The sequence below is a fragment of the candidate division KSB1 bacterium genome (genome assembly GCA_034506395.1).
Classification (GTDB): Bacteria; Zhuqueibacterota; Zhuqueibacteria; order Thermofontimicrobiales; family Thermofontimicrobiaceae; genus Thermofontimicrobium.
Genome location: JAPDPQ010000010.1, coordinates 60,169 through 83,666, shown reverse-complemented (window position 1 = coordinate 83,666; position 23,498 = coordinate 60,169). Strand labels below are relative to the sequence as shown.

The following is a 23,498-nucleotide window of genomic DNA, read 5'->3' as shown; positions in this document are numbered from 1 at the left end:
AGATATTTAAAACTGCCCGGAGTGAATCAGAAAATTTATACTAAAGATGAAAAAGCAAGCCACGGCTGGCAAAGAAGAACTATTTGCCCATTTCAAATCAAAATTGATTCGCTTATTCTCTCATAAAAAACTAATCATTGTCTTGTCAATCCTATTGTCGTTGTTCATCATCGAAATTTCGTTTGACTTTGTCGAGATTATGTTAGGAACGGCTGTTGAACTGACCAATCCGTATCGGCCTAGGTCGGGCACGATCTGGGAATTATATCGCAAGGACCGATTGGCTAACGAACAAATAAAACAAATCATTGCAACCTTACCAGATGAATCTCCCCCGGTACCTCAGATCAATACGCTCCCCCAGCTCAAAAATTGGCTCGAAATTCACGGCTCCGTGTTCCTCAGTGCAGATCAATTTGTCGAATTATATAGCCAATTCCCGCCCAATTTGGCCGGGGAAATGGTTTCGCCCTTCGATCTTCTCAAATTGAGCCATAGTCGCAAATGGGTCTGGACCAAAATTGTTACCAGCGATAGCAGCTTGCGCTTTTATTTTTTAGATGGCGATAAGCAATTGCTATTAGATAGCTACCCATCAATGGCGCTTTTATTAGCTATCGCGGATTCGAGCCAAATCGCGTCGCCAGGCTTGGATTTGATGGAGCAATTTACGGGCAGGACCATCACGCGCGAACAGTTCTTCGCTGCCTTTGATGACCTTCCAACTTCGATTAAATTGCAACTCATCAATAATCCCTTTCAACTGGTCAAATGGGACAAGAACATTCAGAAAGTAGCCATCGCCCGTCATGCCAACGGAAATGTTGTACCATTGGGTATTCAAGTGAGACAGGGAATTTACAGTGAGGTTCATATTTTTGAGGCCAGCGAGTTGGCCGTTGAACTGCTGATCGAAAACCTCAATCAGCTTTATCCTGAGCTTCATTACATCTACCCGGAGGAGCGCTATGAAGCGTCTGCCGAGCATTTCTAAACGAAAAACATGGATCGCAGTGCTGCTCGGTTTATTGGTCATGCTGATGATTTTGTTCTTCCGCCTGGTATTGACGCTGCCCCAGTTGCCCGATCGTTTGCATGATTTAGCGTTAAGCACTCCATCTGAAATTTATTCCGACTCAGGCGAATTGATCCTGGTGCTCACCAATCGGAAGGAAGTTCGCCTTTCACAAGTCTCGCCGTATTTTATCAAAGCGATCCTCGCTATGGAAGATGCTGAATTCTTTCGTCATCATGGCATTAACAAAAAAGGCCTGATGCGCGCGTTGTTCAACCATTTTATTCGCTGGCGTCGGGCAGGTGGCGGAAGCAGCATCACCCAACAATTGGCCAAGAACTTATATTTCTCTTTTGAACGGAGTTGGGGTCGCAAAGTGCGGGAATTGCTGCTTGCCTGTCAGATGGAACAACGTTATACCAAAGAGGAGATATTGGAAGCATACTGTAATCAGATCGATTTCGGATCGAATGCCTTTGGGATCGAACAGGCGAGCGAGACCTATTTTGCCAAGCACGCTGACGAGTTAACGCTGGCTGAAGCGGCGTTTCTGGCTAACCTTCCACGCTGGCCGAGCCGCTATAATCCTTATTTAAATTTTGACCTCGCCAAAGAACGACAGCGTCTGGTTCTGTCGCGAATGGTGGCCGCAGGTTTTATCTCTGAAGCTGAAAAGGACCAAGCCCTGGCAGAGCCCCTGCAACTGAAACGATTAAACTTGTTTTGGGGCAAAGCGAGCTATTATGTTGATCAGGTGAAACGGATGGTCGAAAACCTGTATTCCCCAGAGGTTCTATCCTATGGCGGACTCAAAATCTATACCGCGTTGGACACTCGACTTCAAAACTATGCCCAAGAAGCAGTACAGTTCGGCCTATCGGCCCTCGATCGCCGTATTGGCTTGAAAGATTACGAACTGGCCAGTGAGGCGGAAAAGAAACTTTATCTCCAAGCAGCTCTGGTTGCGATTGATCCCCGTAATGGCAAAGTCAAAGCCCTGGTTGGAGGTCGAGATTTTGCCTCCAGCCCATTTAATCGCGCCATTAGCAACAACCGTCTCCCGGGCTCGGCATTCAAGCCATTTGTTTATTTAGCAGCGATCGATCAGGGCAAATACACCCCCGCTTCGATTGTGGTCGATTCTGCCGTGACGTTTGAATTCGATCGACAAAAATGGTCACCTCCGAACTTCGATCGGAAATTCCGTGGTCCAATTACCCTGAAAACCGCACTAACCCATTCCATCAATGTGGTGACGGCTAAACTCATCTACGACATTGGCCCTGAAACCGTGGTCCAATATGCTCAGCGAATGGGGATCACCAGTCCTTTAGCGCCGAATTTGTCACTCGCGTTGGGGACCTCCAGCGTCTCGCCGCTGGAGCTGTGCCGCGCCTATTGCCCGTTTGCAAATGGGGGCATCAAGCGGGAGCCACTGATTTTGAAATTTATCGAAGATTACCAAGGTAACTTGCTCCGGGAATTCACCAGTCACAGTGCTCAGGTGGTAGATCCACAGTCCATTTATATGGTGCTGGATATGCTGCGAGCCGTGGTGGAGGAAGGAACGGCTCGGAGCCTGCGCGACTGGGGCTTTCACCGACCAGCAGCAGGAAAAACTGGCACGACCAACGATGCCAGAGACCTGTGGTTTATCGGCTTCACCCCAGAGCTCGTCACCGCAGTTTGGGTTGGATATGACGATAACCGTCCTGTGAGAGATGCCAACAATAGAGAGCTCACCGGTGGCGCAGCAGCGATCCCTATTTGGGTCCGATTCATGGAAAACGCGCTGCAGCCCGAACGTTATCGCGATTTCCCAATCCCCGAAGGCATCCTGTTCGAATATGTTGATCCAACCACTGGGGAAGTTGTGCCTTCCGATTACCCGAATGCCCAGCAGGTGGCATTGAAGATCGGCACCGTTCTCCCTCGAAAAGAAGACCATAAAAAGATTTTCAACCAATCCACCATGATAGATAGCACTGCCTATCGAAATCGTTGATAACGCACTGACCAAATTTCTATTGAATCGATTCGGCTGAGTTGCCCACATGATTTAAGTAAAATTCACCCTGCGACCTGGTCTTGGAATCTCTTGTTTAAAAATTGCACGAAATGAAATATTATTGTAAGCACATCGAACACACTTTATGAGTTTCATTCGCTTGAATGCAAAATTAGTAGTCTTTTTTTAGCTCTGAAAATTTGAACCTCACTAACATTGGTTGGTGCTATGAACCTATTTGCGATGAAAAAAATCGTCTGGTGCTTTGTTCTGAATCTTATTCTTGTAACTTGCTGGTATTTTACACCGCTCTATTGTCAGGATCAATCTGATATTGCCCTACAAATGCGCGCTTTGGAGCGGTCATTTGGTGGCCGTTTGGGCATAATGGCCAAAAATTTGAAAACCGGCCAGGTCTTATCTTTTCGGGCTGATGAAAAATTTCCAACCGCCAGCGCGATCAAACTGCCAATTATGGTCGAATATTTCTATCAAGTCGCCGAAGGAAAAGTGCATCCCACGCAAAAAATGGTATTAGCAGATTCCAATAAATGGGGCGGATCTGGCCTGTATCAATATTTCTTTGGCACAACAGAACACCAATTGATCGACGCGGTGATGATGATGATCACCATCAGCGACAACACCGCCACCAATCTGGTCATCGATGCGCTGGGCAAAAATCATCAAGAAAAATTATCTGCCGTGAATGACCGAATGCGCGCATTAGGCCTCAAGCAGACCAGGTTGCTGAACAAACTGATGTCATGGGTGACGAAGACCGATTCCCCAGAATCGATTCGCTATGGCGTAGGGGTTTCAACTCCAGAAGATATGGTACTATTGCTGGAAAAACTGTATCGAAGCGAATTGGTCGACTCTATGGCCTGCCAAACGATGATTGACATTTTAGCCAAGCAGCAATATAACGACATGATCCCGCGCTTTTTGCCGATCGAAATCACTCCTGATATCAAAGTCGCGCATAAAACTGGTGGTGTCACTTCGGTGCGCGTTGATGTCGGCTTAGTGCTTTCCTCCAGAGTTGATTTTGCCGTTGCGATCTTTTGTGATCAAATTCAAGATCACCGCGACGGCCCTGAGAATCTCGGGGTGCTGGCAGCGGCATATGCCAGCCGAATCGTGTGGAACGCTTTTACTGGAGACAAAGGCCTCGATCGACCCTACTCAACCTCGATCGATTGGAATAGCTTCCCGAGCGGCGAGTGGTGTCGGGTCTTTTTGAGACATGCCCCTTTTCCCCATGGTTCCCGAAGCCAAGGCCATCAGTATAAAGATCGCTTTTTCCCGTTTGATCCTCATTATTGCGATAGCAGCGCCGTGATCGTCATTCCTCGTGGGTTCCACGAGGTCGATCAGTCGATCGATCTTATTGTCCATTTCCATGGCTGGAATAACGATGTGCTCAATGTTATGGAACAGTTTAACATGGTGCAACAACTGATTGCATCGAACAAAAATGCCATTTTGATCTTCGCCCAAGGCCCTTACAGGGCCTCGGATTCTGGTGGTGGCAAAATGGAAGATGAAGGTGGGCTAAAACGGTTTGTTGAAGAAATCCTGCAAATATTAAAATCAGAAAATCGGATTCATTATGTCCAAGTCGGCAAAATCATCATTTCAGCCCATAGTGGGGGCTATCGACCAGCCATCCTCTCCTTGGTTCGCGGCGGAATGGACCACCAGGTGAAGGAGCTATTTTTATTCGACGCTTTTTATGATTTGACCGATCAAATCATCCCCTGGCTGCGCCGGGACAAACACAACCGATTACGAAGCATTTATACTGATCATCTTGCGGAAGAACATCAGCAATTCATCAGGTCGATTAATAAGGCTCATCTCAAATATGGGCAATCGCTCGAGTCAAATGCACAAATCATTCTACTGCCAACGGATCTATGCCATAATTGCGTGATCGAGGGAACGTTTCAGCGTTGGCTCGAAAAGAGCTGCTTGAAGCAGCGAATGAACAAAAAGGAAATTGAACGCTGAACCAACCTGCGGAAACGATCAAATACTATCAAATTCACCAATCATTGTTCAACTGGGATGGTCCTTAGATGTAATCTCTCAAAATAAACAATCAATCCAGATTTTCTCCTGAGCGCTTTGGCGCACGGCATCGAGAACTTGCATATTGGCAACCGCATCTGCCAGCGGCGTGGGAACAACCGTGTTATTGAGAATTGCCAATGAGAAAAGGTCTCCCTGAATCGTATACTGATCCGCGATGGGAAATAGGATCTCTTTCAGCTCATTCCCTATCTGAAGCCAGATCTTACAGGGACGATCGGGAGGGGCATTAAACGGAATTTCGATTTCAATTCTGCCCTTCGTACCGAAAATATTCACTCGTTGATATGGGATCAGTTGCGTGGCACAAGTGAAGCTGGCGATGCCCTGCGGGAACTCCAGTATTGCTGAGGTCAGACGATCGACCTGAAACTGAGGGTCAAATTCCATGATTCCGCACACGCGCAGCGGCTCCGCAGCAAAAATGAACCGAGATAGTGAAATGCCATAACAACCGATATCCATCAAACCACCGCCACCGATCTCCGCCTGGTTACGGATGTTGGTAACATCCACATTGTAATAAGAAAAAAAAGAATGGATAGTTCGTAGCTCGCCGATCTCACCATTCTCAACTAATTGTTTGGCCCGCTGCCATTGTGGATGAAAGCGATACATGAACGCTTCCATGATTTTGTGCTGAGGATATCGTTGCGCCTCGATCAACAGCTCTTTTGCCTCCAGCGCAGATAGCGCGATCGGCTTCTCGCATAGCACATGTTTCCCAGCTCGCAACGCCCGAATGGACCAAGGCACATGGAGATGATTGGGCAAAGGAATATAAACTGCATCGATGTCATCCCTTGCCAACAATTCCTCGTATGAGCCGAATGATAAAGGAATTCCCAATCGAGCAGCGGCTTTTTGCGCCTTTTCTAAGCTTCGAGATCCGATAGCAATAACCTCACAATAGCGGCTGGCCTGCATCGCCGGGATCACCTTTTGGAGCGCGATCTTGGCTGCGCCAAGAACTCCCCAACGAACCTTTTTCATCTGGTGCCTCCATGTCGAAATTTCATCGGTTCATATCGAAAATAATCAAAGTTTGCTTCATCTTAAATCCAAACTTCAGCCAATATCGCGAATGTTTGATTGAAAAACATATGGCCGATAAGCTTGTGGATTCACTCTCAATTTTGGAAAAAGGACAATTGAAACTCATCGTGAACCTAAAGCAGCAAATTTAACCCATAGCGGGACATAATAATAGCAAAATATCCACAGAGTGTCAATCTCTTTTTTCGCCATCCATCAAATGGATTCATTGGAAATATTCTTGAACCAATGAAAATGCAATTTTGGCTCCATTTGGAATTCTTGAGGTACTGAAACCTGGATTTCACCGAGACGTTCAGAAGGGGTGTAGAATTCAATAGGGTTTTGCGGCTGCTTTTTTCTGACAGGAAGGTGCTGGATAAAGAGAGAGATTTGATCGAATATGGTTTCTTCAATTAATCAATTTATTTCCCACAGATTGAACTTCCGTCCTCATCCTCCGAGAAAATTGAAATCCGTAAGCTTCAATCTGTGGGAAACAAAATCTATCAAATGGGCGAGACAATCCAGATTGGCACTCATGAATATTAAAATTCGAACGCATCACAAATGAATGAAAAAATCGAACGGCTGAATGACTCAATCGAATTTTGATGTTCATTTGTGATGCGATCCTTGCTATTTTATCAAGCCGAGCTTGATCATCTCTCGGACACCAAACGCCTCAATGACACAGAAATAGATGCCCGAGCTCACTGGCTGAGCCGCATCGTCCCGACCATTCCAAAGAACCCGATGCTCGCCAGATTCTTTTACGCCCGAAAATATCGTGCGAACCAAACGCCCAGTCACATCATAGAGTTGAACTTTCACCTGCCCTGTGCTGGTGAGCCGAAATGTTATCTCAGTCTCTGCATTGAAAGGATTAGGATGGCTGGATTGCAGGATCAATTTGGGGGATGTATTCCCCTTTTGATCGCTAATGCCTGTTGCAGCCTCGATTGTTTGAGCTTCTCCAGCATAATCAGAACCGGCGTTAGTGAGTTTCACTGACGCTTGAGCGTTGAGCCCAATTTTATCATGGCTCACGATCACGTGCAGCGTATCGCCGACAGCCCATTTCGATGGGAAATTGCTGACTGCAACCCACCAATAAGAGCCATCACAGCCAGTGCCGATGTCATCTTGGGTCAAGATCTCTTCAGACCGACCAGCGATCCATGCTTTAATCTTAAAACCATCCTTTGGAAGACATTGGGATGAGCTGGAGTTAATTTTGCCGAAAGCGATATGGGGCGCTCCAGCAGTACCCCGAGCCTTGTTCGGAGCCATCGATCCGCTTCGAAGCAGCCCTGTCGGCGCCGTGGACAGCATCGTTCCAGACGCTGGCCAAGTCGTTGGTGCAGTGACGTTCACATAGTAGGGATAACCTGCTTGCACCGAGAAATTTGCAAATGGCAAACCCACCACATGGCCCACGATTCCTTGACTTGCGGCATCCCAATAATAGACATCGGTGCAGTTGGAGATATCAGTTCCGAGCGCCTCGGCCGTTGTTAGACCAGCTTTTTCCAGCGGCACGGTCAGGTTATTGATATCTGTCCCCGAAGTCGTTATCAAATTGAACTGCGGCATCTCATAACTGCCAGCCACAGTCCACACCGTATCAGCCACTACATTAACGATATACGGGTAACCAGGGATGATGCTGAAATTGCTGAACGGCAGTCCCTTTGGATGGCCAACGATCCCCTGCCCTGCTGCATCCCAATAATAGACATCGGTACAATTCGGAATGGCTTGCGCCAGTTCCTCGGCAGTGGAAATAGGCTTACGAGTATTCTGGGTATTTACCAACACAGCAATTTCATTGATGTCTGTTCTGCCAGTCGTGATCAGCGGATAATCGAACTCCAGCGCCAGGTTGGAAGGATCGGTTTCAAACGACTGGCTGGGCACCACTGCCGTCACCCGATAGCAATAATAGACATTCACGTCGCCTACCACCGTCGCGCCGTTGCCGGTATCTGTCCATTGGATGCCATTCGTTCCAGGATCCTCGTCCACTATCTGGGTGCCAATCCGATTGCTGCCCCCGATCTTATCTGGCACGAAATCATAACTTGTGCCCCGATAGACGTTGTAACTCTCCGCGCCATTCACAGGGCTCCATTCCAACAAAATGCTACTGCCTTGCACCGAGGCCCGAAGATCAGCAATGCTTAACAATGTAATCGCGAATACCGCATCACTTTTGTCCACAGGGGTTATGGCCGTATCAGCCACCTGGACGAGACACTGGCTCGATGGGGTATTAGGAATGGTCCATCGAAAAGCACCAGTGTCAGGACAAATAGCCGTGATGGGGATCCAGGAATTGCCATTATCGACCGAATAATTGATTTTCACGGTGCCAGAAGTGCCGCTCGAAGTCCAGGTGATTGCATGGGTGCTTCCGACTGCCCAATCTTCCCCGCCATTGGGGCTGGTCACAGTGATTTCACCGAAATTGGGTAACAGCACTTTGCCCCAGCCATAGACATTATCACGGCCAGGATCGCCCAGATCAAATGTGCATTTCGTATATAAATAATTCCTGATCTCCGACTCAGAAAAGCTCGGGAATCGGCTTCTAATGAGCGCACATACCCCTGCAGTATGCGGAGATGAAAGGGAAGTGCCCTGCCAATAGCCATAAGCGAAGCTATCGCAACTATCGGGCGCAGCCACATCAGGCTTGGGTCGGCCGTCTGTCGTTGGTCCTTGACCGCTGAAATATTCCTGAGGTCCTGTGCTATAATAACTTGCGCCAATAGCTCCAACAGTCACCACATCACTATGGGATCCAGGATCTGTGATGCTGTTTTCGACCATATGATAGCTCAACCCATAGCTTGCAAAAATGGTGAAGTCCACATTCGTTGTAGCCGAATACTTTTTGACCGCCACAGCATAGCGAGCGTTTGAAGTTCTGTTCAAATAAGCTATCGACTCGGTAGGCGAGGAATTCGATTGGCGATTGGTGGAGCTGGCAATAGCTTCCCACGTCGAGTTGGATGGATTCCATTTGTAAAGATAGAGATCGTAATCCTCGCTGGTGGTGGGATAATTGTTCCAATTCAACCACACTTGAATAATTACTCCAGCAGGAAACAGCCAAACATAACCGGGGTCTGGCCCCATTGGATTTAATTTTTCCCCTGTGCCCGTGAAGTCATGGAAATTATCTAGGGTCGGCACGAAGACCGCCCGATAATGATCTTCCGCATGATTCCCGGCGGAATTAACCCAGGTGATGCCATTGGCAATGGCATCTGCCGCCACATTACATGCGCCGCCTGTACCATCGTAATAGGAAAGACCAAACCAGCTCATTGAATGATTGATCACATGCACCCCCTGGCTGATCGCATCGTTCTTAGCAACCTCCAGATCGGTGAGATCGTCTATTTTATAAAGGTACAAAGCTGCTCCAGGAGCGACATCGTAAACCGCCTCTGTAACAGCCGTTCCGTGTTCACCATCAGCATAAGCTTCCAGACCGCGACCAGTCAGATCAAGCGAATAATAGCTCGAGGGAATATCGCCATTGGCTTGGGCCTCCGTTAGTTCAGCAAAACCGCCGTCAATCACAGCCACTTTCGCTCCTGTTCCCGTATAACCGGCTGATTGCCAGGTATTGGCATTCATCAATGCAACCCCTTCGCTGATGATCGCATCAGGTATGGGCCTAATGACATTATGGATCTCTGCTATGCCTTGAACCGCATTGGCAACACGCCGAAGCTCTGCAATCGGGATCTCCACCCGCATCGAATGTTTCCCTTTTGCCTTGATCGTTACTCCCAATTTTTGCAGCAATCGATCATCAATGTCGGCCGTGCTTCGGTTTTGATATGGCAGCATCGTAGCTACCACCATGTCTCCCTTCAATTGGACCCTATTGTCTTCCGCATAGCTTCGGAAATCTCTCTGGGTCTTGTAAAGGGCATACAGGCGATCTAAGCTGCTTGCCAAATTTGCGGGCAGATCGCCCTTGTCAAACGACTCCAAAATAGCGATATTTTGTGCCCCTGCCATCTTCACCCGTTCAAAAGGTTGAGCAGCATAAGCCAGCCTCACGCCAGCCACACAAATCACTGACAACACCAACAGCATACCAATTCTCTTCATAACGACTCCTACTTTTGGTTAAAATGTTATATGGGTCAAAGGAATTCCTTTAGCAATTTATGGTCGAACAAATCCCTCCATCATATCCAAAAGGGCTATGACTTTTGCTGCAATAAAGGTCTCGCGACGATGAGCCGCCAAATTTCGATCGAAATTGTCTCATAATTTAGTCCAAACAGAGGCGATTCTTCCCTTTCTCCGAGCATAGCGGCTGAATCTCGATGATGAAAATCGGACCATAAACTCGACTATCTTTCCCCTGTTCCCCTTATGATGACCATTACCCGTTTCGATCCCATAAGTTTAAGATGCAAAGCCCATCAAATCGATCATTTATTGGGACAAGAAATATAAAAAACGGAAAATTTTCAAGTGATTTGTATGCGATTAACAGAATTTAATATCGAGTTTTGCATTTCATGAAATTGCATATCAAGATGTCAGCCATCAATATCATCGAACAGAATTTGATGATAATGAGAGCATTCCCCCGCCAGAAACAAAACTCTGTTGGTTCAAATTTACAAAAATGTATTCAGAACCACATTCTATGATTTACCCACGAATTAAAAAATCATTTCAATCTTGAGGCCAAATGATATTGCGAGGCTCAATTTCGGTTTCAAAGTGGTGCAACAAATAAAGTCGAAGGACGACTAGCAGCGGAATACAATTTAAAATAGGATTCGAGCAACTCGAACGTCATGCACAGATTAAAAAGAAATTCGCTTAGATTGTCTTTATAGATCTCCAAAACTCATTGTGAGCTCGAAATCCGAATGAAAATATTTTCAAATAGCACCCGTTCATATTTGCTTAGCTAGAGATTTAAACAGCCATTCAATGCAATCATAAAAGAACTTTCGCCCCAAATTTTGATTATTCGCTTCGCATCATCATAACTTCAATTTTAAAAATAATCGAATAATATGAGAAGCAACTGATCGGGGGATTTGCATGAGAGTTGCTGAAATAGAATTCGACACAGCAGGAAAATTTGTCGTTAAATTGCAATGCTGAACCATAACGCTGAATTATAAAAAGCCTTAGACCACGAAACATGAGGAAGGATTTATAACTCGAAAAAAGCGCTTTTATCCTAATATTGCGTGGTCCGTGGGCGTCCGAAAAAAATTTCATTATGGAATTTCAGATTTAAATAAAAAAAGCCGTGAAGTTTTTTCACGGCTGTTTGGTTTGAGCGTCCCCAGGGGGAATCGAACCCCCGTTGTAGGATCGAAAATCCTAAGTCCTAGGCCACTAGACGATGGGGACAGTTTCGGTGAATGGCATTAGCGCACTTGCGAGATTGATGGCCTTCTACGTGCGCATGAATCAGATTAGTGCCATCATTCTCCGCAATGCACCTTTAACCACTCCCTAACCAGGGAGAGTGACGGGATTCGAACCCGCGGCCACCAGGGCCACAACCTGGTGCTCTATCCAGCTGAGCTACACCCTCCATTTTTTGTGTGGCTAAATATAAGCTATTTTTTTCTGAAATGCAAGAAAAAAATCGGCAAATTTCAGCATATTCAGCCATAAGCGGTTAGCTTATAAGGAAGCATCACGCTCGATTTGGTTGGCTGGTTTGACAAAACTAAGGTTGTTTTGACAAAAGAAACCTTTCGCAAGGATCGAAATCAGATCGTCATATCTCAACGAGAAATTATTAGCTGACCAAATTCAATTTCAAAAACTGGTTGCCCCATTTTACATTCTATTGATCACTTGTAAGATAAAAAATGATTTTTGCTCGGCAAAGGAACAATTCGCTTATCCCGCCGTAACTATGGTCGGACTTCGATACTAAATAACAAGAAGCGCAAGAGACAGACATTTGCTTCAGCCAAAAACTGCTTGACTTTACGATTTTGATTTATTAAATTTGCCAGCGTTTTAAAAATATCAAAGCATATAAATTAGGGAATTTACCCAATCCTGATAGCACCATAGAGGAAGAGGTTTCAGGTGTTTCATTGGACGATTAAAAAAAACTCGCTCCAATTCTTGAACATTTTTTGGCACAACATGATCCATAGCTGCATCACTTGACTTTGGAATTAAGAATCATCGCAACCGAGTTTGTATAATGAACTCATGAACCGCATCATCGAAGAAAGGCAGCACCGATGAATCCATCCTTAGAATTCTTACAGCAGCTTAGCAACAGTTTCGGCCCATCTGGTTTTGAGCGTGAAGCAATTCAAATTGCTAAAAACTACGTTGAACCCTTTTGCGACGAGATCTATTTCGACAAATTGGGTTCATGTTTGTTCAAAAAAATCGGCAGTACCTCTCGCCCAATCATCTTGCTGCCAGGGCATATCGATGAAATCGGCTTTGTTATTTCGAGCATTAATGAGAAAGGGTTTTTATCCTTTAACACCATTGGAGATTGGTTCGATCAGGTTTTGTTAGGCCAGCGGGTGATTGTCCGAACGAAGCGGGGAGATATCCCAGGTGTTATTGCTGCCAAGCCGCCTCATGTGATGACCACTGAAGAGATGAACAAGCTCGTCAAGCTTGATGAGATGTTTATCGATATCGGCTGCTCGAATAAGAAAGAGGCTGAGAAACTGGGGGTGCGGATCGGTGATCCAGTTATTCCATTTTCTAACTTTTCGACCTTTCAAAAACAAGGCTACGAGATAGAAAATGGCAAGGTAATTGAGAAAGGGACAATCACTTTGGCCATGGGCAAAGCCTTCGATGATCGGATCGGTGTGTTTATTGCGGCTGAGGTGGTTCGGCGACTCAAGGAGGAGGGCCGATCTCATCCCAACACGGTCATAGGGGTGGCAACGATTCAAGAGGAAGTGGGTGCGCGGGGAGCCAGAACAGCAGCATGGTTAGCTGATCCAGATGTTTGCCTGACACTGGAGGTGGAAATTGCTGGGGATATCCCTGGGGTTGACTCCCAGAAAGCGCAGGCGGTACTGGGCAAAGGTCCAGCGATCTGCGCTTATGATGCGTCGATGATCCCCAATCAGGCGCTCAAGGAATTCATTATTGAAGTTGCCGAAAAAAACAATATTCCATATCAATTTGCGACCTCGGCGGGCGGAGGAACAGATGCGGGAGCGATTCATTTGGTTCGAGCAGGTTGCCCGAGTATTGTGCTAGGCGTTCCAACAAGGCATATTCATTCTCATGTCGGAATCCTTTGTTTAGACGATGTTGAGCAAACGATCCAGTTGGTTTTGCATGTTATTCAAACGTTGGATACGCGAACAGCGACCAGTTTCATCTCTGTTTAATATTGAATCTGAATTTAATACTTCTTGGAATCCTTACTGTTGGGTTTCATCTGCCGAAGTCGATCGGCATTTCGAGTTGATTTAAGAGGCCTGATCCAGCAAATCCATGGAGGGGGAATCGAATCCCGCTGATTTTTGCATTTGATTTGAATTGATCATCATCCTTGCTTGGTTCGGATTCGGCATCTTGTCTCGCTGATCGAGCGCCGCAATAGAGATTTCATCACCACTCACAACAAGAGGCAAGTATTCGTCGAACGTGTCTTGTCCAGATTGGGTGAGCGGTGTTTTGAAACATGTTGCCTTGCGCGGCTCGATGATCCGAAACAGAAATGTGAGCAGCCTGGAGGATTTATGGAAATTGATAGTCAAATTATTGACAATATCGGAGTGATTGCCTTTGAAGGAAAGATGTTGGGTGAACCTGCCGACTCCAAGCGGTTCGAGTCGCAATTAAAGGATTTGATCAGCAAAGGGGTGGTTCATATTGTATTAGACTTGGCAAGGGTGCATCGCATCAATAGTACTGGACTGGCGATCCTCATTACCGCTTCCACATTGGCATCTCAGAAGGGCGAGGATAAAGTTACGCTGATTGGGGCAAACGATTTCATCCAGGGCGCGCTCACATTAACTCGACTGCACCAATTTTTTAATTTTCACGATAGCCTTGAAGAGGCTCGGGTGAGCCTGGGTTTGTAATTGCGAAACCGTTACCAAATATTCCCCTGGCAAACCTATTAACCAATGACCTCAAACGACCATCTCATTTATGTTACAGAACCCTAAAGAATTCTATCGAAAATTAGATAAATTCCTCTCCGAAATATATTTGATCGGAGCCGATAACGTCCTCTCGGTCGTGCTCAAGGAACTTGTAATGCTGTTGGGTCGTGACCTGCGCATTCAAAATGGGCGATTGTACGAGTTGGAATTGGACCATTTTCGGTTAGTTGAATCAGTCAATTTAGAGGACAGTACCCGACTTGAAAAAAAATTGCCATTAAGCAATGTAGCGGTTCAACTGATTATCAAACACGGTAGCTACATTTTTAATGATCCAAATTTGAGCCGACTGATCGCCACAAACGCTGGAGGGGATCAATCTACTCCGGCAGCTTTCATGGTTCAGAAAGATGATCGAATGTGGCTATTCATTTTCGAGCTGCATCGGGATTGGGATCGAGAGGAGATCGATTTTTCTCTGAATACGATCCGAAAAGTGCTCAATGCCAGAATGTCCAGTGAATTATTTCAGAATTATCTGCATCAAGCCGAACACATTCAGCGCAGCTTACTACCGAAAGCGCCTCCGCAGATCCCAGGATTCGACATCGCAGGAAAATCTATCGCTGCGGATATTGTGGGCGGTGATTTGTACGACTTCATCGTGTTCGATGATTCCACATTTGGAGTGGCGATCGGTGATGCCAGCGGTCATGGGCTACCAGCAGCGCTACTGGTGCGGGATGTGGTGACTGGGCTCAGAATGGGTCTTGAAAAAGATCTAAAATTGACCCCGACGTTGGAAAAATTAAATCGTGTTATTCATCGCAGTACGCTGTCAACTTCGTTCATTTCGCTGTTTTATGGAGAAATCGAAACTAATGGGAATCTGGTTTATAGCAACGCGGGGCATCCTCCTCCGATCATCATCTCAGGCTACAACGTTCAAACGCTAGATCAAGGTGGGTTCGTTTTGGGACCTTTGCCTGAAGTGAAATTGAAACGCGGCTTTGCCACCTTAAATCCAGGAAGCGTTCTCATCCTCTATAGCGATGGTCTCATTGAACGTCTCAATCGTTTCGGAGAACCGTTTGAACTGGAGCGGCTGACCAAGCTTGTGCTGGAATATCAACAGCTCAGCGCTAACGATCTAGTCAACAAGATCATCGATTCAGCCTATGAATTCGGCGAACAGAGTCGATGGCTTGACGATGTCACTGTAGTCGTGGTGAAGCGACTGGCCTAATCATTGCACTTCTGGGCTCCGCATCACCATGGCATGATCCGCTTGGTATATCTCCTTCCAACTTCAGCCGAGTCCTGACGCCGACCAGCCCCGATCATCACCCCTTTTTTAATCTGCTCGATCACATTTTCAGGTAAAACGTTATCGAGAAAGAACACGCCGTTCTTTTTGCAAGCGGAAAGCACTCTCTCTCCTGCCGCAGCTACTTCAGGTGGGACAGGCGGATCTGCACGACCATCGAGATAGCCATAGGAAAGCCCCATATCCCGCGGCCCATGTTCAGCAAAACAGATCCCTGGCACAGCAAGACTTTGCTCGGCATTTTGTAAGGCGAATTTATCCTCGATCTTTAAACCGAGCATGAGTTCCCCGTCAGGGTTGAGGGGCCAGACATCGGCTTTTTTCAGATATTCCTTCTCATCGATGCCCCAGACCCAGGCGGCAAATTTCTGGCTGCCCCAGCCACGAACACCTTCACCAACCTGTTCGACGCCAGCTTTCTGAAAGGGATAACGAGCAGCCTGAACAAAAAGCCGGACAGCCTCAGGATCTTGTGCCCGACAAAGATGGACCCCATGAACCCCTTGTGCCAGAGCTTGCTGAATCATCCATGATCCCCCCTTGAACGTCGCCGCATCAAGGCCCAGCACCGGTACAATGGCGATCACCGTCGGCGTCCGGTGGCCGCTGGGAGTCGGGCCACCATCAACCAAACCGCACATAAACTCTCGCAATAGCCCAAAATCCAACGGCTGATGTTCCATATTGAAATAGATGAAATCGGCCCAGGTCTGAGCTAATTTTTTGCCCTCCTCATAGCCTCCATATGCTTCGATATAATAAATTGGCTGCCCTTGTTCCAGAAGCTCAATACATTTGTTGACCCGCTTCGGCTGATATTTTTTAGCATCCTCTTGCTGAGCATGGGCATCACAGTAATTCAAACAGATCAAAAAAAATGTTAAAACGACCCAAAGACGATTTATGTTTTTCACTGACTCGCCCCTCCGAAATAATTAAGTCGCTTTGTTTTCAGCTTGAAAATGCCTTTGCAAATTTTTTGGATATTCCGTATCTCAATGAATGAGAAAAAGCGGAGGAGAATCTCTTGACCATTTAAAAAAGAAACTTCATTTCCAACCTGCAAATGACGGACAAATTTTTTATGGATTCACTTACTCGGATTTGAAGCTGTTCATGATAATACCTAATCCTTCTGAATCGTGGGCAGTACTATCAATTCCACTTGGCCTGAAAAATCACCCCAAACCGAAACGGTTTGAGTGTCGTTGTCGCGAATCACTCCCCAGCGATCGCCGATTTTGATCACTCGATGCTTCAGTTCATTAGGTCGAAGATGGGCGTTGGGAAAATAAAAGGTGGTCAAATACATCGTCCGATCGAATCGAGAACTTGTCGCGATCCAATGGGCTCCATCATCCGAACGGCTCGGGAATTTCTGGCTTGAGTTCAATAACATTTGATTGTCGGATAAAATTGCCTTAGCCTGTACATCGAAATCACCCCAAATAAGGTTATCTTTAACCGTACAGGGGTGCAATCCTGTTTTGGTCTCAACCAACAGAAAGTTATCGAGGATGATGTTATTAGAAATCGTGGCCTCGCATCGTTGAAAATAGACGCCGTTATTGTGGGCAGTGAAATTATCGCGAAATTCACCCCGAGCCTCCATCGTAAATCGAAGAGCTCCCGAATTTCGCGATGGATTGGAATTGCCGATAAATGTATTTTCGGCTATCGTGACGAAAAACTGATCTGGCCCAGGCAGCTCATCCAGAGGTCGGTCATAACGATGTTCCTGGCCGCCAACGAACAACGCGCCGCCGTCATCCGTGCACTCGTTCCCAACGAAAAGGTTTCTTCGGATCATCGGCGAGGACCATAGGGCGACGAAGAGACCACCAGCATCGTTCTTGTTCAACGCCTGGTTATTCAGAAAAATATTTCCCTCGATAATTGGGCTGGACCAATCGAAAATCGACACGGCACCGCCATCGCTGCTGCGCATGGGGTCTGCTATGCCAGACTGATTTGAAATGAATACATTGTTCTGGATTCTACCTTGGCAGTGCGAATGAAAAGCTATTGCCGCTCCCCGACCCACCTCAGTGGCATTATTCACGAACAAATTATGAGCAATCATTGGAGCTGCTCTATTCTCACAATAAATTGCCCCACCGTCATGTCCGATTTCATGGCGATATTTTGGATTCCAGGGCCGAGGCGCGAGGCTTTTATTCATGGTGAAGACGTTATTTGTAATTACTGGTGAAACACCTGCACAAAGCACCCCTGCTCCTTTGCCGCAAAACTGGCCTCCGCTGATCACAAATCCATCCAATCGGGCAGAATCGGCGGCAATAATCACCCGATTGCTATCTCGGCCACTCAGAACAGTCCGAAATCGGAAAATATCTCGTTGCCAAGAAGAGGGATCGAAGCCACCGAATAGATCGACATACTGTTTCATCTGAATGGTTTCACCAGCGTAAACTCCTTCGGCTACCAAAATCGCATAGCGCTTATCGGGGCTTGTATCGTTGATCCGGGACAGAGCCAATTGAATTGATGCCCAGGGATGGGATTTGGAGCCATCATTTTGCTGATCTGAAGCAGCGCTTTTTGAAACGTATACAATTTTTTGATAATCCCCCAATGCTAAAATAGCGGTATTGGGTCCAACTACTTGCCCGGAGTTTTCTTCTTGAGGAGCAGAGCAATCCATGTGAGAAAACAGAATCAACAGAATTAATTTGGGTACTAGAAATTTCATGGGAATCTCTTTCAGAATACTGGGATATTATTCCTTTTTTTTCATCACAAACTGCATCGAATACAATTTCGCCCCCCGCATCCGAAATATCAGCTTCACAATTTTCCCTTGGAATTCAGAAACATCCTTGTTGAATCCAAGCTTTTGGGATTCGAAAAACAATTGGCGTTCATTCATTCCTTCGATGGGTGGTAGCACTTCCTGATTTTTGATCCACTCCACTTCAGTCGCGATAAAATCGCCATTGATGTATACGCAATCGTCAACCGAAAATCCTTTGATCGGATGGCCCAATTCATCCAAAAAACCGACCTGAGCGTAGCCAGCGGCATCAGTATCGATGTTTAATACCAAACGATTGCCTGTGAATTTCAACGGTTTGGTGATGATAATGGCCTCTCGATCGTAAGGTGCATCCGCCGAAACAAAGCCATCGAAGCGCTGCACGGTTCGATAAATCGCTCGAATATTTTGGCCTTGCTTTTGCCAGGAGGAATGGTAGCGAGTCTCGCCGAAGAAATACTGCCAGATTTCATCGCCTCGTTTTACCAGCCCATGTGCCATGTAGATCTGCGGCAGGTAGTGATTCCCATATTCCCCGATTCCCACATAAGTCGGACGTGGATAGCGCTTCCAATGGATGCCATCCCGACTGACAGCCAATTGCGTTTCCACCGTGCCAGAGCCCAACCCCCGGTCCGGATGATAAAGGATCTGCCGGGTGATCGGCCCGTCGTCCTCGTAATGAAAATAAAGCAATGGGAACGCCAGATAAGTATCGGGCGCCCAGGGATATTTTAATGCTTTGGGCACGTAAATATCGGTTGCCAGTGGATCCAGCGTATCGATGTGGGCAAACACGATGGGATATTCCACGCCAAACCCACTGGGCGTGAGCGGTCCATTATCCAGGTAATGAGGAAGTGGCTCGCGCAAACGAATTTTCTTGGCGAGCTCTAATTCCTCAGCCAATCGAATCGGTTTAAATGGCCAGGGATGGATAATGTCCCGCGTCTCGGTGAGATTGAACATTCGCTGGCTCTTACCCGACGGCGTGGCCCCGAGATCAGACCGATGATAGCCAACATAGAGCTGGCGCTGGTCATCATAAAACACATTGGATTGAGACCCAGAGCGAGCGGGCAGGATCGCTGTTTTATGCCGTTTAAATGACCAGCCATCTGGAGAAGCATAGAGGAATATACCCCGTCGGTGAAAATCGCTGACGTATTTCCAACGAGCCTCTGCTGGGGCATTGGGATCGATGAACACATTTCCCATAGCGGTCGGTTCGGTGATCACATAATTTCTTCTGCCTTTGTATTCAGGCACCAGATCAGGGATGTCCCAATGAATACCATCCCGTGAAGTGCGCACCTCAAGCCAATCGTCTGGACCACCGTAATACATGCGAATTAGCCCATTTTCATCCTCAATAATGCTGACGTGCTTTCGGAACGGGCCCTCAATGCTGTCGATCACGCATTCCATCACACGGGGCGGATTGACGCTAAAAGTGATGTTCTCCATTTTCTCCACAATGGCATCGTCGATAAATAGGTATTTTCGATCATCCAGCGGCACAGGAGTTAGTATCTCTTTATCAGCGAAGATCAGCCGCGGTCCAGTTTTCAGAATGATTTGCGCCTGCGGCTCGGCAAAGCTGCCTGGTGGGATGAAGTTTTTTTGATATATTTTTCCCAATGAAAACCGCAACTCATCGATCCTACCCTGGAGCGGACGCCGCCACTTCCCATCTCGACCGATGGTGAAATAATCCTCATCGCCTCGATTCAACGCCTTTAATTGGCATTTTTCGGGGAGGCGCTGTTTTTTGCCATTGACAAAATGCACAATCTGCTGCTGTCTTGCGGAATAAACAAACGCCAGATGCTGCCATCGCTTGGAAGCGGGATTGAGGGCTTGACCATCCGATGGAATAGTGAGGTTTGTTCCCGAAGGCTGATTCAAAAGAGAAAAACTTTTTTGGTCCGCATTCAGAACCAGTCGGGTAACAAAATCATTTTCCCCTCTGGGTCCTTGACCGATTTCAAACACGACACCAGCCTCATCAGTGATGCGAGTTGGCAAAAACCAAAATTCAATCGTCCAATCGAAGTCTCCCAAATTTAGCGCTGTTTTGGTGGGCTGGATGAAACCAACCTCTTTGCGCAGATGCATCTCTCCGCTGGTCATCAGTGCGCAGAAATTGGCATTGAGCCAGCTCATCGGCTCGACGGTTCTGCCTTCAGGTATAGGCAATGTTCTTAGGCCGAATAAAATTCCTTCATCTTCATCAAATGATGCGGTATATTGCTTCAACCGCTCGATCACCAGAGCCCGATCTGGATGTTCAATCGGCTCTAGGGCATTGCCAAATTTTCCTTCAACAATTTGCCCCCCAAGACCGATAACCAGCGGGTAATCATTGGGGCCATGATCGCTGAGCACTGTGCTGGGATACCCCCCCTGCGGCTCGTCGAACGTCCATAAAACTATGGTTTGAGCAGAAAGCGGAGCGATTTGAAAAAATATTGCAAGCAACAAGCAGACGATAGCATGAACAATTTCATAATTCATCAAATCAAAACTCCTGTGTTATTCAGTTCAATGGCATCCTGAATGGGTCATACCTAATTTCAGAATCATTTATTGATTCCTCGGCTTGATCGATATTTTTAGAAATGGTAAGTAAGTCAACGAAACAAGATCCATCACGATAACAGACAATTAGAATTTTGTTTCGGACTGCGCAAGGCACTCTCTGCCCGTTTTTTTCGCCGATCTTAATGGCAAGTTTTCATTTTCCTTCATAAATGGTATCCAGAGACGCTTGCTTTAACAATTCTCCCATCAATTCATTCGCCATTGCTGGCCATTGCGTGATTAAATTATCTTGTTCGAACGGATCCTGCGCCAGATCGAACAGCTCTTGCTCGCCTCTCTCGAGTGATTCTCCAGTGTGAATCAATTTCCAGTTTCCTCTTCGCACAGCAAACTGCCCTTTTGTGCGCCAGTACAAAACCCGGGGCGGAAGCGCACCGCCATTCAAAGCTTGCCAAATGTCCATGCCCTCGATAGGCCAATCAGAGGATATTTCTGCGCCGACCAAATCGGCGATGGAGGGATATAGATCTTGTACCGCTATCACTTCGGTTACCTGTCTTGGTTGCAGGCGTCCTTTCCAATAGACCGCTGCTGGAACGCGGATGCCACCCTCATATAATTCGCCTTTCCAGCCCCTCAGGGGACGATTGTCGCCGAGTTGGTCGCAAGGGCGAAACTTCCCTCCATAATAATCGGGGCCGGCGCTCCAACTCTCCTGACCCCCATTATCGCTAAAATAGATCACCAACGTATCGTCCGCTAGACCTTCTTCCTCGATAACAGCTAGAATTTGTCCCATGCCATCATCCATGTGGGTCATCGAAGCGGCATACAGCCGACGACACTCGTTTTCGATCTGTGAATACATCTCTTCCCAGCGCTTCTCCTCTTGCACTGGAAAATGGGGGACGCTGAACGGCACATATAAAAAGAACGGTCGGGTTTCATCCCGAAGCTCCCTAATGAACCGAATTGCCTCGTTCGTAATCAGATCCGTGGCGTGGCCATCCTCGTCCACGAATTGGTCGTTGCGATGCCAGGTTCGGTCGCCGTTTTTATAGATATGAGTGAATTGATCAAGCTGACCATGAAAATAGCCGTAGGAATAATCGAACCCATATTGTCTGGGACCAAGTTCAGGCTTTAAGCCGAGATGCCATTTGCCGGTGATGGCCGTTTGATAGCCATGCTGGCGCAGCAATTCTGCCAGGGTCATTGTCCCCTTTGGCAATGCCAATTCGCTTCTCCCCGCAATTGGACCTAAAATTCCAAAGCGACTGGGTGGACGACCCGTCAACAGTGCAGCACGGGTTGGCGAACAAACTGGACTGACATAAAAATTGTCTAGCTCCACCCCCTGTCGCGCCAGCCGATCGATGTTCGGCGTTTTGATTTCTGGGTTATGATACCCCACATCATTCCAGCCTGTATCATCAGAGACAAAGATGAGGATATTGGGAGCTCGTTTTTGGCGCTTCTGGCAGCAGAAAATTATCGAGCCAAAAGCGATTCCAGCGCACGCCTGAACTGTGTGCTTCAAAAAATCTCTTCGTTTCAATGCCTCTCCTCTTGATAGATACCTTTTGAATCAAAATCTTTCAATTTTCTTGTTGATTATTTTATTGTTTTAAATTTTGTGGTCCGAAGGTTAAAAGAACGATGATCCAATTCAACCAAATAAAACAGCAATCCCTTTGATTCGCCGAAGGAATCTGTCTCAAAAACCTTTATTTTGCCAAATAGCGTATCCATCACCCAGCGATGACCATGCCCCACAAAAATAGCTTTGATTTGAAACTTGTGGTTTTCCAGAAGGGAAAAAAAGCGAGGCTCGTTTTCTGGAGTTATGAGATCCTTCGACTTGCACCAGATCCTCCGATGATCGGTTTTCAATGGGTGGTGAAATAAAAGGATTGTGGGCAGTTCATCCATCAGTTGAGCCTCCAACCAGTCCAGTTGCTCGCCGTCAAAATGGCGATTTAAATAGCGTCCCCTCATGCTGTTCAGGCAGATAAATTTCCATCCTTGATACTCAACAGCACCATACGGCTCGATGCCGCTATCTCTTTTCCAAATAGCTTCCATTCGCTCGATTTCTTGGAGGGAAAAAGAGCGATCTGAATTGCTACTGCGGTTGAAACGGTAATCATGGTTCCCCAAAATCAAGTAATACGGAATTTTGAGCTCACCCAAAATCATTTGCAATTTTTTAATGCGATTGTTCGATTCATCGGGGACCCCTGGCTCTTTGTTGCCATAAACGCAGGCAACCAAATCACCTGTAATAAACAGCAGCGCCACTGAGTGAAATTCATCATTATTGATTCGATCGATCAACTGTGCCAGTCGTTTATCCTTGGATTCATCATTGCTAATATGCGTATCAGAAATTATGATTGCTTGAAAATCAGCGAAGAAATTGTTCTCTCTATATCCTTTGAAATTTGCACAGAACAGAATAAGAACAATCAGTGCGATAATTCTTATGCTCGATTTCATGGCTTTATTTTTGTGTAAATGTCCCAAATTGATCGTTGAATCCAGAAATTTGGAATTTGAGCATTTTTCATTAAAAG

13 protein-coding genes and 2 tRNA genes are annotated in these 23,498 nt (G+C 46.6%); 6 read left to right on the top strand and 9 right to left on the bottom strand.

All coding sequences use genetic code 11. The annotated features are described in order from the left end of the window. The first annotated feature begins 46 nt into the window (after positions 1–46). The 3 genes from ONB37_08525 (at position 47) to ONB37_08515 (ending at position 5,039) form a co-directional block, all read left to right on the top strand. Positions 47–994, top strand: coding sequence for a hypothetical protein (locus ONB37_08525; GenBank protein ID MDZ7400190.1), 948 nt, complete (start codon positions 47–49; stop codon positions 992–994). After that, a complete protein-coding gene (locus ONB37_08520; protein MDZ7400189.1) occupies positions 969–3,020 on the top strand; it encodes a PBP1A family penicillin-binding protein in 2,052 nt (683 codons plus the stop codon). The genes ONB37_08525 and ONB37_08520 overlap by 26 nt, the downstream gene beginning before the upstream one ends. A gap of 246 nt (positions 3,021–3,266) precedes the next feature. Beyond that, positions 3,267–5,039, top strand: a complete 1,773-nt coding sequence (locus ONB37_08515; protein ID MDZ7400188.1) for a class A beta-lactamase-related serine hydrolase — start codon at positions 3,267–3,269, stop codon at positions 5,037–5,039. A gap of 78 nt (positions 5,040–5,117) precedes the next feature. Here the strand turns inward: ONB37_08515 and ONB37_08510 are convergent, their stop codons facing one another. From ONB37_08510 to ONB37_08495, 4 genes are all read right to left on the bottom strand, one after another. Then, positions 5,118–6,113 carry a Gfo/Idh/MocA family oxidoreductase gene (locus tag ONB37_08510; protein MDZ7400187.1) on the bottom strand — a complete coding sequence of 332 codons (996 nt, stop codon included), beginning with the start codon at positions 6,111–6,113 and terminating at the stop codon, positions 5,118–5,120. Between the two features lie 681 nt (positions 6,114–6,794). Further along, positions 6,795–10,289 (bottom strand): S8 family serine peptidase, encoded by a 3,495-nt coding sequence (locus ONB37_08505; protein MDZ7400186.1) that lies wholly within the window; start codon positions 10,287–10,289, stop codon positions 6,795–6,797. Between the two features lie 1,202 nt (positions 10,290–11,491). Next, positions 11,492–11,564: transfer RNA gene (locus ONB37_08500), tRNA-Glu, on the bottom strand. Positions 11,565–11,677: 113 nt separating this feature from the next. Further along, a tRNA-His gene (locus ONB37_08495) sits at positions 11,678–11,751 on the bottom strand. Between the two features lie 670 nt (positions 11,752–12,421). On the opposite strand from ONB37_08495, the gene ONB37_08490 reads away from it, so the two are divergent. The 3 genes from ONB37_08490 to ONB37_08480 all read left to right on the top strand — a co-directional run bounded on the left by ONB37_08490 (position 12,422) and on the right by ONB37_08480 (position 15,521). After that, positions 12,422–13,549: a M42 family metallopeptidase gene (locus ONB37_08490; protein MDZ7400185.1), complete on the top strand. Its 1,128-nt coding sequence runs from the start codon at positions 12,422–12,424 to the stop codon at positions 13,547–13,549. 354 nt (positions 13,550–13,903) lie between these two features. Beyond that, the gene (locus tag ONB37_08485) at positions 13,904–14,251 is read left to right on the top strand and encodes an STAS domain-containing protein (GenBank protein MDZ7400184.1); all 348 of its coding nucleotides are present in this window, start codon (positions 13,904–13,906) and stop codon (positions 14,249–14,251) included. 70 nt (positions 14,252–14,321) lie between these two features. Continuing rightward, a complete protein-coding gene (locus tag ONB37_08480; protein ID MDZ7400183.1) occupies positions 14,322–15,521 on the top strand; it encodes a PP2C family protein-serine/threonine phosphatase in 1,200 nt (399 codons plus the stop codon). 23 nt (positions 15,522–15,544) lie between these two features. On the opposite strand, the gene ONB37_08475 is transcribed toward ONB37_08480, so the two are convergent. The 5 genes from ONB37_08475 to ONB37_08455 form a co-directional block, all read right to left on the bottom strand. Continuing rightward, on the bottom strand, positions 15,545–16,516 hold the full coding sequence (locus tag ONB37_08475; protein MDZ7400182.1) for an aldolase/citrate lyase family protein: 972 nt from the start codon (positions 16,514–16,516) through the stop codon (positions 15,545–15,547). A 212-nt stretch (positions 16,517–16,728) separates the two neighbouring features. Next, positions 16,729–18,315, bottom strand: coding sequence for a right-handed parallel beta-helix repeat-containing protein (locus ONB37_08470; GenBank protein MDZ7400181.1), 1,587 nt, complete (start codon positions 18,313–18,315; stop codon positions 16,729–16,731). Between the two features lie 27 nt (positions 18,316–18,342). Then, positions 18,343–20,895 (bottom strand): LamG domain-containing protein, encoded by a 2,553-nt coding sequence (locus ONB37_08465; protein MDZ7400180.1) that lies wholly within the window; start codon positions 20,893–20,895, stop codon positions 18,343–18,345. Between the two features lie 220 nt (positions 20,896–21,115). Then, on the bottom strand, positions 21,116–22,480 hold the full coding sequence (locus ONB37_08460; protein ID MDZ7400179.1) for a sulfatase-like hydrolase/transferase: 1,365 nt from the start codon (positions 22,478–22,480) through the stop codon (positions 21,116–21,118). 56 nt (positions 22,481–22,536) lie between these two features. Then, on the bottom strand, positions 22,537–23,421 hold the full coding sequence (locus ONB37_08455) for a metallophosphoesterase (protein MDZ7400178.1): 885 nt from the start codon (positions 23,419–23,421) through the stop codon (positions 22,537–22,539). Positions 23,422–23,498: the final 77 nt, after the last annotated feature.